Origin of the sequence: Aquabacterium sp. (genome assembly GCF_044226965.1) — a bacterium.
In the GTDB taxonomy this organism is placed as follows: domain Bacteria; phylum Pseudomonadota; class Gammaproteobacteria; order Burkholderiales; family Burkholderiaceae_C; genus Pseudaquabacterium.
This window is the reverse complement of the sequence record NZ_JBGAGA010000022.1, coordinates 66508-81226: the sequence shown is the minus strand read 5'-3', so window position 1 is coordinate 81226 and position 14719 is coordinate 66508. Positions and strand designations below refer to the sequence as shown.

Annotated in this window: 14 protein-coding genes; 8 read left to right on the top strand and 6 right to left on the bottom strand. The window is 71.7% G+C overall.

Annotated elements, in window-relative coordinates:
* Positions 1-1419, bottom strand: a 1419-nt coding sequence (locus tag ACILR4_RS12435) for a hypothetical protein (protein WP_395701174.1), incomplete at its 3' end; no start/stop codon positions are given.
* 121 nt (positions 1420-1540) lie between these two features.
* Here ACILR4_RS12435 and ACILR4_RS12430 point away from each other — a divergent pair.
* The 6 genes from ACILR4_RS12430 (at position 1541) to ACILR4_RS12405 (ending at position 7002) form a co-directional block, all read left to right on the top strand.
* The gene (locus ACILR4_RS12430) at positions 1541-2587 is read left to right on the top strand and encodes an ABC transporter substrate-binding protein (RefSeq protein ID WP_395701173.1); all 1047 of its coding nucleotides are present in this window, start codon (positions 1541-1543) and stop codon (positions 2585-2587) included.
* A gap of 12 nt (positions 2588-2599) precedes the next feature.
* Positions 2600-3421, top strand: coding sequence for an ABC transporter ATP-binding protein (locus tag ACILR4_RS12425; RefSeq protein ID WP_395701172.1), 822 nt, complete (start codon positions 2600-2602; stop codon positions 3419-3421).
* Positions 3418-4188 (top strand): ABC transporter permease, encoded by a 771-nt coding sequence (locus ACILR4_RS12420; protein ID WP_395701171.1) that lies wholly within the window; start codon positions 3418-3420, stop codon positions 4186-4188. The genes ACILR4_RS12425 and ACILR4_RS12420 overlap by 4 nt, the downstream gene beginning before the upstream one ends.
* Positions 4189-4254: 66 nt before the next feature.
* Positions 4255-5178 (top strand): hypothetical protein, encoded by a 924-nt coding sequence (locus ACILR4_RS12415; RefSeq protein WP_395701170.1) that lies wholly within the window; start codon positions 4255-4257, stop codon positions 5176-5178.
* A gap of 129 nt (positions 5179-5307) precedes the next feature.
* Complete coding sequence (locus ACILR4_RS12410) at positions 5308-6129, top strand: MBL fold metallo-hydrolase (RefSeq protein ID WP_395701169.1); 822 nt, start codon at positions 5308-5310, stop codon at positions 6127-6129.
* Between the two features lie 42 nt (positions 6130-6171).
* Positions 6172-7002: an urease accessory protein UreD gene (locus ACILR4_RS12405; protein ID WP_395701168.1), complete on the top strand. Its 831-nt coding sequence runs from the start codon at positions 6172-6174 to the stop codon at positions 7000-7002.
* Positions 7003-7021: 19 nt separating this feature from the next.
* On the opposite strand, the gene ACILR4_RS12400 is transcribed toward ACILR4_RS12405, so the two are convergent.
* The 3 genes from ACILR4_RS12400 to ACILR4_RS12390 are packed head-to-tail and all read right to left on the bottom strand — an operon-like array spanning position 7022 to position 10466.
* Positions 7022-7852, bottom strand: a complete 831-nt coding sequence (locus ACILR4_RS12400) for a GNAT family N-acetyltransferase (protein ID WP_395701167.1) — start codon at positions 7850-7852, stop codon at positions 7022-7024.
* 50 nt (positions 7853-7902) lie between these two features.
* On the bottom strand, positions 7903-9783 hold the full coding sequence (locus ACILR4_RS12395) for an ATP-binding protein (protein WP_395701166.1): 1881 nt from the start codon (positions 9781-9783) through the stop codon (positions 7903-7905).
* Positions 9780-10466 carry a response regulator gene (locus ACILR4_RS12390; protein WP_395701165.1) on the bottom strand — a complete coding sequence of 229 codons (687 nt, stop codon included), beginning with the start codon at positions 10464-10466 and terminating at the stop codon, positions 9780-9782. The genes ACILR4_RS12395 and ACILR4_RS12390 overlap by 4 nt, the downstream gene beginning before the upstream one ends.
* Positions 10467-10592: 126 nt before the next feature.
* On the opposite strand from ACILR4_RS12390, the gene ACILR4_RS12385 reads away from it, so the two are divergent.
* Together ACILR4_RS12385 and ACILR4_RS12380 are read left to right on the top strand one after the other, a co-directional pair.
* Positions 10593-11309 carry a helix-turn-helix transcriptional regulator gene (locus tag ACILR4_RS12385; RefSeq protein WP_395701164.1) on the top strand — a complete coding sequence of 239 codons (717 nt, stop codon included), beginning with the start codon at positions 10593-10595 and terminating at the stop codon, positions 11307-11309.
* Positions 11310-11499: 190 nt separating this feature from the next.
* The gene (locus tag ACILR4_RS12380; RefSeq protein ID WP_395701163.1) at positions 11500-12543 is read left to right on the top strand and encodes a hypothetical protein; all 1044 of its coding nucleotides are present in this window, start codon (positions 11500-11502) and stop codon (positions 12541-12543) included.
* Between the two features lie 26 nt (positions 12544-12569).
* Here ACILR4_RS12380 and ACILR4_RS12375 read toward each other — a convergent pair whose 3' ends face one another.
* Both ACILR4_RS12375 and ACILR4_RS12370 read right to left on the bottom strand, forming a co-directional pair.
* Positions 12570-13238, bottom strand: coding sequence for a glutathione S-transferase (locus ACILR4_RS12375; RefSeq protein WP_395701162.1), 669 nt, complete (start codon positions 13236-13238; stop codon positions 12570-12572).
* Positions 13235-14560 (bottom strand): TIGR03862 family flavoprotein, encoded by a 1326-nt coding sequence (locus ACILR4_RS12370; protein WP_395701161.1) that lies wholly within the window; start codon positions 14558-14560, stop codon positions 13235-13237. Before ACILR4_RS12370 ends, ACILR4_RS12375 begins: the two co-directional genes overlap by 4 nt.
* Positions 14561-14719: the final 159 nt, after the last annotated feature.

Sequence of the window (14719 nt, the reverse complement as noted above, 5' to 3'; positions counted from 1 at the left end):
GCCGAAGATCGTCACCACCGTCAGCCGCACCACGGTGTTGGCCTGGCGGCGCAGGCTGTCGGCGTCGAGGTAGGCGTTCATGTCGGCGATGCGCTCCTTCACCTCGGCATACAGCGGCTCCAGCTGCAGGTGGGCCGAGGCCAGGCGGAACAGCGCGCGCGTCTGGGCCTGGTCGGAGATCTCGCGGAACCAGTAGCGGTGCGTGAAGCGCAGGAAGCCCTCGAAACTGTGCCGGATGGCCCGCTTGAAGCGCTTGACGCTGGGGGCGCTGCGCACGTTCAGGCTCTTCAGCGCTTCCACCAGACGGTCGCTGAACATCAGCAGCGCGGCCTTCTGCAGGTGCACGATCATGAAGACCATGAAATGCTGGTGGCGGAACTGCGCCAGCACGCCGCGCTCGCCGCAGCGGAAGAACTGCGCATCGGCGCGACCCACCACCACCAGCGAATGGCCGCTGCACAGATAACGCGTATCGGGCGCGGCACCGACGGAGGTCCAGAAGCGGTCGTAGCAGTAGCGCGCCTCGAAGTCGTCGAGGTGGCGCTGCGCGTACGGCAGGTCGGCCGCGGCGCCATCGCTGGCACCGGTCACCAGGCCCAGGCGCACGAAGTCGTTGCGGCTCAGCGCACCGGGTTCATCCAGCGCCAGGTAGGCCATCATCGGCATGCGGTGGTACTCGATCTGCCGGTAGCGCAGCGGCGCCTGCTCGGGCGAATGGTCGGGCACCAGCGGCTGCAGCAGCCAGGCCCAGTGCGCGGCGATGCGCGGCGCGCGGTGCTCGGCCACGTGGGCCAGGAAGGCGTCGCGCTGGCGTGCGTCCGAGGCGGCCAGCACGCGGCCCTGCGCGTCCAGGAATTCGGCGCCGGCCAGGCAGTGCATCGGCTCGCCGGCAGCGTCCCAGCCGGGCGGGTAGGCGCGGCCCAGGCGGTACATCAGGTCCTGGGCGATGGCCAGCGGCAGCTCGTCGATCTCGAGCTCCAGGTTGAGCAGCACCACGTCGACATCGAAGAAGAAGTACAGGTCGACATGCACCAGCTTCAGCGTCAGCGGCGCCGCGCCGGCCCGCGTGACCACCCGCGCGGCGGCCACGTCGCGGCGGCGGAACACGCGCATCGGCGCGCCGCCGGAGCCATCGTCGCAATCGCGGCCGCTGCGGCCTTCGCCGAACAGGAAGCGCTGCACGAAGGGCAGGAAGGTGACGAACTCGTTGTAGTGGCGCTCGTGGAAGCGGCCGGCGTCACCGGTGTACTCGTCCACCACCTCCTGCCAGGGGCAGGACGGCCCGAGGTCGCGCAGCACCTGCCAGGGCGGGCCGGCCTCGCTGCCAGGCTGGCGCAGCAGCCGCAGGGGCCACAGCAGCACCTGGCGCAGGTGGCGCACCGGGTTGGCGCGGCTGTCGGCAGAAGGTGCAAGGCTCACGGGGGATCAGTGTAGGCAGGCCCCACCGGCCGCACCATGCGGCATCCCCGGATGCGGCGCAGCCCGCCGCGCACGAAACTTGCAGAACCAGACTTCGCATCACAACGAGGAGCTTGAGCCCATGTCACTGCCCATCCTTGCCCGCCGCGCCCTGCTGGCGGCTGCCGCCAGCGGCACCCTGCTCGCCACCCTGCCCGCGCAGGCCCAGGAAACCCCGATCAAGTTCCAGCTCGACTGGCGCTTCGAAGGCCCCGCCGCGCTGTTCCTGGTGCCGGCCGCCAAGGGCTACTTCAAGCAGGAGCGGCTGAACGTCACCATCGATGCCGGCAACGGCTCGGGCAATGCGGTGAACCGGGTGGCCTCGGGCACCTACGACATGGGCTTCGCCGACCTGGCGGCGCTGATGGAGTTCCACGCCAACAACCCCACCGCGCCGAACAAGCCGGTGGCGGTGATGATGGTCTACAACAACACGCCGGCGGCGGTGTTCTCGCTGAAGAAGAGCGGCATCAAGACCCCGGCCGACCTGACCGGCAAGAAGCTCGGCGCGCCAGTGTTCGACGCCGGGCGCCGTGCCTTCCCGGTGTTCCAGAAGGCCAACAACGTGGGCGCCGTCAACTGGATCAGCATGGACCCGCCACTGCGCGAGACCATGCTGGCCAAGGGCGATGTCGACGCGATCACCGGCTTCTACTTCACCAGCCTGCTGAACCTGGAGGCCCGCGGCATCAAGGCCGACGAGGTGGCGGTGATGCTGTACCCGAACTACGGCGTCAAGCTCTACGGCAACGTGATCATCGCGTCCGAAGAGATGGTCAAGAAGCGGCCCGAGCAGATCAAGGCCTTCCTGCGCGCCTTCGTCAAGGGCGCGAAGGACGTGCTGGCCGATCCCAAGGCCGCGGTGGCCACCGTGAAGGAACGCGACGGCATCGTCAACAGCGAACTCGAGGAGCGCCGGCTGCGCCTGGCGATCCAGTCCTCGATCGCCACCAAGGACGCGGCGGCCGAAGGCTTCGGCGACCTGAGCAAGCCGCGCCTGGCGCTGATGGCCAGCCAGGTGGCCGATGCCTACACCACCAAGGGCCGCATCGACCCCGACGTGATCTGGAACGGCAGCTTCCTGCCCGATGCGGCCTCGCGCAACATCTTTGCCGGCAGCAAGAAGTAGGCGCCGGCCCGCATGAGCTTCGTCGAGTTCGAAGGCGTCTGGCTGGCCTACAACCCCGAGCTGCTGGCGCAGGGCCACTTCGCGGTCGAGGACATCAACCTGCAGGTGCGCGAGGGCGAATTCATCGCCATCGTCGGCCCCTCCGGTTGCGGCAAGTCCACGTTCATGAAGCTGGCCACCGGGCTGAAGCGGCCCAGCCGTGGCAGCATCCGCATCGGCGGCCAGCCGGTGACCGGGCCGCTGAAGATCACCGGCATGGCCTTCCAGGCGCCCAGCCTGCTGCCCTGGCGCACCACCGTGCGCAACGTGATGCTGCCGCTGGAGATCGTCGAGCCCTACCGCTCGAGCTTCAAGCAGAGACGAGCCGAGTACGAAGACCGCGCGCGCCGGCTGCTGCAGAGCGTGGGCCTGGCCGGCTACGAGGACAAGTTCCCGTGGCAGCTCTCCGGCGGCATGCAGCAGCGCGCCAGCATCTGCCGCGCGCTGATCCACGAGCCGAAGATGCTGCTGCTGGACGAGCCCTTCGGCGCACTCGACGCGTTCACGCGCGAGGAGCTGTGGTGCACGCTGCGCGACCTGCAGGCCGCGCAGCAGTTCAACGTGATCCTGGTGACGCACGACCTGCGCGAGAGCGTGTTCCTCGCCGACACCGTGTACGTGATGAGCCGCAGCCCCGGCCGCTTCGTCGTGCGGCGCGAGATCGACCTGCCGCGCCCGCGCGACCTGGAAGTGACCTACACGCCGGCCTTCACCGACATCGTGCACGAGCTGCGCGGGCACATCGGCGCCGTGCGCAACAGCTTCGGCAAGGCCGGCGCGGAGGTGGCGCCGTGAAGAAGTCCAAGACGCTCGAATCCTGGTCGCCGTGGGTGCTGCTGGTCGTGGTGCTGCTGCTGTGGCAGGCCATCTGCAGCGTGTTCGCGGTCAGCGACTTCATCTTCCCGAGCCCGGCGCGCATCTGGCAGCAGCTGGTGGAATTCAAGGGCGAGATCGCCAAGCATGCCTGGCGCACCTTCTGGGTCACGCTGGCCGGCTTCGGCATCGCCATCGTCGTCGGCGTGCTGCTGGGCTTCCTGATCGGCAGCTCGCGCCTGGCCTATGCCGCCATCTACCCGCTGATGACCGGCTTCAACGCGCTGCCCAAGGCGGCCTTCGTGCCGATCCTGGTGGTGTGGCTGGGCATCGGCGTCGGGCCGGCGGTGCTCACGGCCTTCCTGATCTCGTTCTTCCCGATCACCGTCAACATCGCCACCGGGCTGGCCACGCTGGAACCCGAGCTGGAAGACGTGCTGCGCGTGCTCGGCGCGCGGCGCTGGGACGTGCTGGTGAAGGTGGGCCTGCCGCGCTCGATGCCCTACTTCTTCGGCTCGCTGAAGGTGGCCATCACGCTGGCCTTCGTCGGCACCACGGTGTCGGAAATGACGGCGTCGAACGAGGGCATCGGCTACCTGCTGGTTTCGGCCGGCAGCTCGATGCAGATGGGCCTGGCCTTCGCCGGCTTGGTGGTGGTCGGCGCCATGGCGATGCTGATGTACGAGCTGTTCTCCGTGCTGGAAAAGCGCCTCACCGGCTGGGCGCACCGGGGCTCGCAGGCGGCGTGATCGGCCGGCTGCCGCACTGTCGCGCAGGTGCAAGCCGCGCGGCAGGGCCGGTGGGAAGATGGCCCGATGCGCTTCAACACCGACACCCCCGTGATGCTGTGCGGCCCGCTGCGGCAGCCGCTGCAGATGCTGGCCGAGCAGGAATACGGCGGCCACAGCTCGATCCACGATGACGCGACGGCCGAGAAGCTCGGCTTCCGCGGCGCGCCGATCGAAGGGCCCACGCATTTCAGCCAGTTCGCGCCGCTGCTGGCGCAACTCTGGGGCCGGGCCTGGTTCGAGCGCGGCTGCTTCTCGGCGCATTACCAGACCATGGTGGTCGAAGGCGAGCAGGTGCGCGCCTTCGTCGAGCTCCCGGCCGAGCCGGGCGCCACGCGCACCCGCGCCTGGGCCGAGAAGGCCGACGGCACCCCGGTGCTCGAAGCCAGCGCCAGCCTCGGGCCCGACACCGCGCCCACGCTGCTGGAAGCGCGCATGGCCCAGCTGCGCCCGCCGGGCCCCCTGCGCATCCTGGCCGACCTGCGCGTGGGCCAGCGCGGCGCGCAGGACGAGCGCGTGCGCATGGACCCCGACCAACCCTTGGGCGCGCTCTACCCCTTCAGCCTGAACCAGAAGCTGGCCAGGATCACCGAGCCCTCGCCCTGGTACCGCGACGCCGCCGCCTCGCCCTGGGGCCGGGCCATCATCCCGCTGGAGATGGTCAGCGTGCTGGCCGAGTACAGCAGCGCGCAGGCGCAGTTCGCGGTCAAGGGGCCGGCCGTGGGCCTGTTCGCCGACCAGCAGATCCGCATGGTGGACGGGCCGCTGTTCGTCGGCGAGGACTACCTGCTGCGGCGCGAGATCGTCGCGCTGTCGGAGAGCAAGCGCACCGAGTCGTTCTGGGTGCACACCCGCATCTTCGACGCCGCCGGCCAGGTGCTGAAGGCCGAGATGCTGCTGAACCATGCCAGCCTGAAGGCCTCGTTCGCGGGCTACGCCGAAGGGGGATGACACGGCGCGGCCGTGGCCCGGGGCCATGGCCCATCGGCGGGCGGGCGGATGGCTCCATCGGCTGATGTTGGCGACGCGGCGTCGCCCGAGACTGGCGGCCTGTCATCACTGCGCTTGTAGGAACCCGCCATGTCCTCGCCCCTCCAGTTCCCCGCCATGCTCGGCACCCGCCGGGTCGGCACCGACACCATCGCGCTGCGCGCCTACGCGCCGCTGCCCGGCTTCGGCCTGGTGCCGGTGAATGCCCATGTCATCCGCGCACGCCAGCCGGTGCTCGTCGACACCGGCATCGCCGTGCTGCAGGAAGGCTTCCTGCGCGAGCTGCGCAGCGTCATCGACCCGGCCGATCTGCGCTGGATCTGGCTCACCCACCTGGACGCCGACCACATCGGCAACCTGCGCGCGGTGCTGGCCGAGGCGCCGAACGCGCGCGTCGTCACCAACTACACCGGCATGGGCAAGATGGACCTGATGGGCCTGCCGCTGGAGCGGGCCTACCTGGTCAATCCGGGCCAGACGCTGGACCTGGGCGACCGCCAGCTGCTGGCGCTGCGCCCGCCGATCTACGACGCCCCCGAGACCATGGGCCTGCTCGACAACCGCAGCCGCCTGCTGGTGAGCGCGGACTGCTTCGGCGCGCTGATGGCCCAGCCGGCCGAGAGCGTGCGCGAGATGACCCGCGCAGCCCTGCAGGAAGGCATGTCGATGTGGTCGGCCTTCGACGCGCCGTGGTTCGCGCACGTCAGCGAAGCGCATGTGGCCGGCGCGCTGTCGCAGCTGCGCGCGCTGGCCCCGGCCGGCGTGCTGGGCAGCCACCTGCCCTATGCCGATGCCGGCATGATCGAGACGCTGTTCGAGAACCTGCTGGCGGCACGCCACGCGCACCCCTTCATCGGCCCGGACCAGGCCGCGCTGGAACGCATGATGGGGCTGCTGCAGCAGGCGGCCTGAACCCTCCTACACTGCGGCGCTTTGGTTTCCCCAGGGCGCCGCATGGGCTGGCAAGGCCACCTCGACCTGCACTACCGCCGCGACGGCGAACGCACCATCGCGCTCGACCGCCACCACGGCCCGCTGCGCGTGCTGCAGCGCCTGTACCCCGAAGGCCCCGCGGTGTGCCACCACGTGCTGGTGCACCCGCCGGGCGGCATCGTCGGCGGCGACGAGCTGCGCATCGATGTCCGGCTCGATCCCGGCACGCAGGCGCTGATCACCACGCCTGGCGCCACGCGCTTCTACCGCAGCGCGGGCGACCTGGCGCTGCAGCAGGCCACGCTGCAGCTGGCCGAGGGCGCGCGGCTCGAATGGCTGCCGCTGGAAACCATCGCCTACCGCGGCTGCGAGGCCGAGAACCGCGTGCGCTGCGAGCTCGCGCCCGGCGCACAGATGATCGGCTGGGACCTGCTGGCGCTGGGCCTGCCCGCGGCCGGCCAGGCCTTCGACCACGGCCGCTTCCAGCAGCAGCTGGCGCTGCCCGGCGTGTGGCTGGAGCGTGGCCGCATCGACGGCCAGGACACGCTGCTGCTGGACAGCCCGCTGGGCCTGGCCGGCCACCGCGTGCTCGGCAGCCTGTGGCTGGCCGGCGGTGCAGCGCTGGGCCGCGTGCTCGCCGAAGCGCTGGTCGACGCGGCGCGCGCGCTGATCGATGCGCACCCGCTGGCCGCGCAGGCCGGCGTCACGCCGCTGCATGAACGCGCCGTGGTGCTGCGCGTGCTGGCCGACCGCGTCGAGCCGGCGATGCAGCTGCTGCAATCGGTGTGGGCCGCCTGGCGGCCGCTGGCCTGGGGCCAGGCGCCGGTGCCGCCGCGGGTGTGGCGCACCTGAAGGCCGCTGCTTTTGTCCGCTAGGACAGATCCAGGCGCAACCACAGCTGGTGCAAGGGCAAGCGTTCGAAGCCCGCGGCTTCGAGCGCACGGCCGCCCAGGTCGTTGCGCTGCAGCTGCGGCACGCGGATCTCGCGGGTCGGGTATTGGGCGCGCAAGGCCTGCAGCAGCAGCGCGGCATCGGCCTGGTCGGGCGAGGTGTCGATCAGGCTGTGCAGGACCAGCGGCCCGCCGTCGGCCGCGCTGAACACGAGCTGCGCGGCGCCCCGCCGCCACGCCTGCCAGGGCGGGGCCAACGCCGACAGCACGTCGGCCGTCACCTGCAGCGGCAGTTCGCCGATGCGGGCCTCGGTGGCGCGCAGCCAGGCCAATGCATCGTCGCGCGCGACCGGCTGCGCGGCAGCGCCGGCCGCGGCAGCGGGCTCGCCTTCGCTTTCGCTGCCGGCGAGCCGGTAGCCGAACAGCTCGTGCCGCTCGACAAACCCGCGGCCCTGGTACAGGCGCAGCGCCCGCTCGTTCTGCGCAAACACCTCCAGCTCCACCGCCTGCTGCCCGGCGGCACGCGCCCGGGCGATGAAGTCGTCCAGCAGCGCCGGCGCCGCACCGCTGCCGCGCGCCACCGGCCGCGCCCCCATCGTCGCCAGGCGCCAGCGCCGGGCGGCGGGCCGTGCTGCGACGAACGCGAAGGCCAGCAGGCCCTGCTGCGCCGAAACGGCCACGCGGCTCAGCGACAGATCCACCGCCTGCCGCGCCAGGAAGGCCGGCCAGGCCTCGAGCGCCAGCTGGAACGGCCCGATCAGGTAGTCGGCAAAGGCGTCGCCGAAGGCCGCATGCAACACGGCGGGGTCCACGGTATCGGCGGGGTGAAGAAGCCAGTCAGCCATGGGTCGGGAAGTTTGCATCAGGACCCATCGGCGGCGCCGGCTGGCAGCTCGATCGTGATGCGGCAGCCCTGGCCCGGTGCGGACTGCAGTTGCAGCCGCGCCCCGATGGCCCCGGCCCGCGCGCGCATGTTGGTGATGCCGTGGCCGCGGGTGCCTCGCGTGCCGGCCTCCTCGCTGTCTATCACCTGAAAGCCGCGGCCATTGTCCTGCAGGCTCAGGCACACCATTGCCGGCGGGCCGGGCTGCCAGGCGGCGCTGACGGTCACCTGCGTGGCGCCGGCATGCTTCAGCACGTTGGTGAAGGCTTCGAGCAGCATGCGCTGCAGCTGCAGGATGGTGTGCGGCGTCAGCTCGGGCAGCGCGGGCAGCGCGGCCACGTCCCACACCACGGCGATGCCGGCGGCCTGCAGCCGCGGCTGCAGGCGGTAGCGCAGGGTGGCCAGCACGGTGGTCAGGTCGTTGTGCACCGGCTGCAGCGAATCCACCGCCATGCGCATCTCGTCCAGCGCCAGCCGCACCTGGTGTTCGAGCTCGGCGCGGTCCGGCGCGGCCTGGCCGCCCACCATGCCGAGCAGCCCCACCAGCTGCGAGCCGATGCCGTCGTGGATCTCGCGCATGATGCGCTGGCGCTCGGCCAGCACCGCCTGCTCCTGCTGCTGCAGCTGCAACGCGTCGAAGGCCTGCTGCAGCTGGCGCTCGCGCTCGGCCACGCGCTCGGCCAGCGTGCGGTTCAGCGCCTCGATGTCGGCGCGGGCCCGGCTGTAGCGGGCCACGACGATGCCGGCCAGCAGCAGCACGAAGCCGAACCAGACATGCGGCACCAGTTCGGCCGCCGACGCCGGCGCCAGGCCGATGCGCACCCACAGGAAGTCATGGGCGCCGGCCAGCAGCATCAGCGTGCCGGCCCCCAGCACCAGCCAGGCCAGCGGCTGGCGCCGCAGCAGCGCCTGCTGCAGCACGATGACGAAGCAGCCCAGGCCGTAGGCCAGCGTCAGGCCGAGCGCGACGGTCCACAACAGCGGCAGGCGCAGCGCGAACGACAAGGTGGGCAGCACCAGCGCGGCCGTCAGCACGCCGTAGGTGATGCGCTTGAGCCAGCGCGAGTCGCGGTCGACCACCAGGAAGATGAAGCGCGCCGTCAGCAGCAGCTGGCCGCCGTAGCACACGGCCACCAGCCAGCCCCACCAGGGCCAGGGCAGCGGCACCGGCACGTCGATGTTGTTGATCTGGCGCGGAATGCCCAGCACCGAGGCCAGCGCGAAGCAGCCGTACACCGGATCGCGCTGGCGCCACCACAGCGCCGCCGACAGGCCGCCGACGATCAGCAGCACCGCCGCGTAGGCCGCCGACATGGTTTCGTCGCGCAGGCGCAGCTGCCGGTGGGGTTCGGCCAGTACCGCGTCCGGGCCGAAGCGCAGCTCGCCCAGCCCGCCATGGCGCAGCGCCTGCATGCTGGCCTGCACCACCAGCTCGTTCGGCCGATCGGCCCGCACCAGGCTGGCCGGCAGCGGCACGTAGACCTGCATGCGGCCGCCGTCCTCGGCCGGATTGCCCAGCACGCCGACCCGCCGCACCACCTGGCCGTTGACGCGGATCAGCGCCTGGTTCGCAAGGTACTCGAATTGCAGCGCCTGCGGGCCCGCGCCGGTGGCCGGTGGCAGCGCCACGGTGAAGGTGGCACGGCCTGCCTGGCCGGGGAATTCGCGGTCCCAGCGAAAGCGCAGCCGCACGCTGCGTTGCTGCGGCGGACCGGCCTCGGGTTCGAGCCGGGCCCGCGCCGTGTCGATGAAGGCCACCCCGTCACGCGCGCCCGGCGCCTCGGTGCAGGCCGCCAGGCCCAGCAGCATCAGCAGCAGCAGCCCCAGCCACCACCGCGGCGGGCACACCGGCCGGCTCACGGCAGCAGGCCGTACTGCCGGGCTTCGTACACCGCCTCGGTCTTGCTGTGCACGCCCAGCTTGCCGTAGATGTTGCGCACGTGGGTCTGCACGGTGGTGACCGAGACGCTCATCTGCGCCGCAATCTCCGGGTAGGTGAAGCCGCGCGCCACCAGGTCGAGCACCTGCGATTCGCGGCGCGACAGGGCCTCGGGCCGGGCATCACCGGCGGGCTGTGTCGCCACATCGGTGCGCCGCGCCGCCGGCCGCTGCTGCGCGTCGGCCTGCCAGCGTGCGAGCAGCTGGCGCGCGATGATCGGCGTCATCGGCGAGCCGCCGGCATGCAGGCTCAGCACATGGGTGGCCAGGTCGGCCTCGGTGCCGTCCTTCAGCAGGTAGCCGCGTGCGCCGGCCTCGAAGGCCTGCAGCATCGTGGCCTCGTCGCCGAACATCGTGATCACCATCACCGCACAGGCCGGCTGCATGCGGCTGCAGCGGCGGATGACCTCCAGGCCGGAACGGTCCGGCAGCCCGATGTCGACCAGCAGCACGTCCACCACGTTGTCGGCAAACCAGGCCAGCATGTCCTGCGCGGTGGAAGCGCCATAGGCGAAGCGCAGCGAAGGCTCGGCCTCGATCGCATGGATGAAGCGATCGCGCATGCGGCCATCGTCTTCGACCAGGGCGACGGTGATCGGTGACATGGGTCGATGTTGACACCTCGGACTGTGGATGAACAGCGGGCCACCTCCTGCATTCGCAGTATTCGCGCGCCGCCCAGGCATGCCCACACTGCGCTGCCACAAGACCACCTTGCCAGGGAGCCCCCGATGGATGCTGTTTGCCAGGACGAAGCGCTCGCGCTGCTGAAGATGCCCGCCGCGCGGATGCCGCTGCATCAGGCCCCGCCGCCGATGCCGATGCCGATGCCGTTGCCGCCGTCGGCGCAGGACTTCGCCGCCGCGGTGATGGACGAGATGGACTATCCGCTGCTCACGGTGGGTCGCGGCCTGCGCCTGCTGCTGGCCAACCGCGCCGCCCAGCGCCTGCTGGACGCCGGCACCGGCGCGCTGCACCCGCACGACAGCGGCCGCCTGCGGGCCGCCGACGGGCAGGCGCAGGCCGCGCTGGAACGTGCGGTCGAAGCCGCGCTGGCGCGCGGGCTGCGCACGCTGGTGTCGCTGCAGCCGGACCAGCCCGGCGGCCAGGCCGTGGCGGTGGTGCCGATGCCGCCGGCCGGGCCCGCCCAGGCGCCGACCGCGCTGTTGATCATGGCCAAGACGCGGCTGTGCGAGGACCTGACGCTGGACGGCTTTGCCCGCGACCGCGGCCTGACGCCGGGCGAAGCCCGCGTGATGCGCGCGCTGTGCGACGGCCAGGCCCCCGAGTACATTGCGCGCCAGCACGGCGTGGCCCTGTCCACCGTGCGCACGCAGATCAGCGCGCTGCGCGCGAAGACCGGCGCAAAGAACGTGCGCGCCCTGACCCGCCTGCTGGCCACCCTGCCACCCCTGGTCAGCACGCTCAGGGTGCGGCTGCGCGCCTGAGCATGGCGGCCTGCGGCACCCTGCTGGCACGAATCAGTCACAACCCGGCAGCCGCCGCGGAACCGGCTTTGCCGGGCCGCTGGCGGCGCCCCCCTTGGGGGGAGGCGCCGCAGGCGCTTCGGGGGGATTCAATCCAGCAACATGCTTCAGGCATCATGGCGCGCTCGATCCGCCGTGCGAGTGTTCCCCGATGTTGCCGAAGTTCGTTCTCCCCGGCGCGCTGCGCCTGTCGTCCAGGGCCCGAGGCCTGGCCCTGACCTCGACGCTCGGCCTGACCCTGGGCCTGCTGGCCCCGACCGGTGCGCAGGCCCAGGTGTTCAAGGACAGCACGTTGAACGCGCTGTACAACGCCGAGCGTTTCGCCGAACTCGACCAGCTGGCGCTGCAACGCCTGGCCAGCAAGGCCGACGATGCACAGGCCGTGCTGGCCGCCGCGCTGGTGGCGATGATCAGCAACGATTCGGCCAAGCGCGAGGCGGTGATCCAGCGCGCCGAAGCCTGCCTGCAGAAGGCGCCGCAGGCCGCGCCCTGCCACTACTCGCTGGGCAGCGTGCTCGGCATCCACGCGATGTCGCAGGGCGCGATGAAGATGATCAGCAGCGTGGGCCGCGTCAAGAACGAGTTATCGAAGGCGCTCGAGATCGAGCCGCAGTGGTACACCGCCCGAAGCGCGCTGGTGGAGTTCTACCTGCAGGTGCCGGGCTTCGCCGGCGGCGGGGCCGCCAAGGCGGCCGAGGTGGCGCGCGGCGCGCAGCGGCCCGAGCAGGCCCGCGCGCTGGAGGCCCGTGTCGCGCTGAAGGAAGAGCACTACGAGCAGGCCGCCGCGCTGCTGGCCGAGGTCAAGCCCGGCAGCGACACCGCGGTGGCCGATGACCTGCAGCAGCTGTGGATCACCACCGGCGTCGGCATGCTGGGCAAGGGCCAGAAGGAGCAGGCGCGCAGCCTGTTCCAGCGCCTGGCCAAGGAACAGCCCGACCACGCCGCCGGCCCCTACGGCCTGGGCCGCGTCGAGACCGAGGCCGGCGCCTTCGCCGAAGCGGTGGCGCAGTTCGAGCGCAGCGCCAGGCTCAAGGGCGCCGACCGGCTGCCGGTGGACTACCGCCTCGGCATCGCCCAGCAGGGCCTCGGGCAGGCCGAGGCCGCGCGCGCGGCCTTCCAGCGCTTCCTGGCCAGCGGCCGCGGCTCGCGCAACGCGCTGGAAGACGCGAAGAAGCGCCTGCAGCAGCTCGGCTAGCCGAGGCCGCCCGCTTTGATCGCTAGCTAGTCGGCAAACGCATACGGCCCGCCGCGTTCCAGCGCGCGCCGGTAGGCCGGCCGGGCATGGATGCGCTGCAGGAAGGCCATCAGCTTCGGCCGGCGGGCGTCCAGCCCGGCGCGCTGGGCGGCGGCCTCGACCGGAAAGCTCATCATGATGTCGGCGCCGCTCAGTTCGGCGCCGGCGAACCATTCGCTGCGGCCGAGCTCGGCTTCCATGAAGTCGAGCTGGCGCTTCAGGTTCGGCCAGACGATCGCGTCCAGCGCCTTGTGGCACACGGTCCTGACGATCGGCTTCACGAAGAAGGGCATCGGCGTGCTGGCGATCCGGTCGAACACCAGCTTCATCAGCAGCGGCGGCATCGCCGAGCCTTCGGCGAAGTGCAGCCAGTAGCGGTAGCGCAGGAACTCCGGCGTGCCGGGCGCCGGGCGCAGCCGGCCGCCGGCCTGGTCCAGCAGGTACTCGACGATGGCGCCGGTCTCGGCCACCGTCTGCGCGCCGTCGGTGATCACCGGCGACTTGCCCAGCGGGTGCACCGCCTGCAGTTCCGGCGGTGCCAGCATCGTCGACGCGTCCCGCTGGTAGTGGCGGATCTCGTAGGGCAGGCCCAGCTCTTCCAGCAGCCACAGCACGCGCTGCGAACGGGAGTTGTTCAGGTGGTGGACGGTGATCATCGCGTCATTGTCGGTGCAAGCCCCGTTGCCTGCCCCTGCCACCAGGCCAGCACGCCGCGGCCGGCGCACCGCCCGCTGGCGAAGCAGGCGGTCAGCAGGTAGCCGCCGGTGGGCGCCTCCCAGTCGAGCATCTCGCCGGCGCAGAACACGCCGGGCAATGCGCGCAGCATCAGGTGCTCGTCCAGCGCCTCGAACGCCACGCCGCCGGCGGTGCTGATGGCCTCGTCGATCGGCCGCGGCGCGCGCAGCGTGATCGGCCAGGCCTTGAGCTCCTGCGCCAGCGCCTGCGGCGCCGCGGCCACGCGCTGCGCCAGCTGCGTCGCGTCGTAGCGCTCGCGCAGCAGCGCGGCCTTCACGCCGTCGAGTCCGGCCTGCTCGCGCAGGTGGTTGGGCAGCGAACGCGCGCCGCGGCCCTTGGCCAGGCCGGCGGCCAGCTGCGCCTCGCTGCGGCCGGGCAGCAGGTCGATCAACACCGTGGCCGACCCCTCGCGCGCGATGCGCTCGCGCAGGCGCGACGCGGCCGCGTACACCAGGCTGCCCTCGATGCCGCCGGCGGTGATGACGAACTCGCCGGCACGGTCGAAGTCCGGCTGGCCGGGCTCGGCCGGCAGCTTCAGCCGCACCGACTTCATCGGCGCGCCAGCGAAGCGCTCGCTGAAATACGCGCTCCAGCCGACATCGAAGCCGCAATTGGCCGGCTGCAGCGGCGCGATGGCCACGCCGCGCGCGGCCAGCGCCGGCACCCAGGCGCCGTCCGAGCCCAGGCGCTGCCAGCTGGCACCGCCCAGTGCCAGCACCACCGCATCGGGCCGCAGCACCTGCTCGCCGGCCGGCGTGGCAAAGCGCAGCACCCGGGCATCGTCATCGGCGCGCCAACCCAGCCAGCGCTGCCGCATGTGCAGTCGCAGGCCCTGGCCGCGCAGGCGGTGCAGCCAGGCCCGCAGCAGCGGCGCGGCCTTCATCTCGGCCGGGAACACGCGGCCGGAAGTCCCGACGAAGGTGGCAACGCCCAGGCCCGCCGCCCAGTCGCGCAGCGCCTGCGGACCGAAGGCCTGCAGCCAGGCGCCCACCGGCACCTGCCGATCGCCATAACGCCCGATGAACGCGTCCATGGCCTCGCTGTGCGTCAGGTTCAGCCCGCCCTTGCCGGCCAGCAGGAACTTGCGGCCCACCGAGGGCATGGCGTCGTGCAGGTCGACGCTGGCGCCGCCGGCCAGCAGCGCCTCGGCCGCCATCAGGCCGGCCGGGCCGCCGCCCACTACCACGACCCGCGGGCCCGGCGCTGTAGGGGAAGCGGAAGTCTGGTTGTCGGCCGTCGTCATCCCGGCAGTTTAGGCGGGCAAGCAAACGTTGGCGGGCGGTGACCAGAGGTCAGGAATGCGTTCCATTGCCACGCACCCCTGCCATGACGACGGTCCCTGCGTCAGACTGGCCGCACGCGGTGCCGCTGACTTGTGGCGCTATCGACCCCCACCCTCATC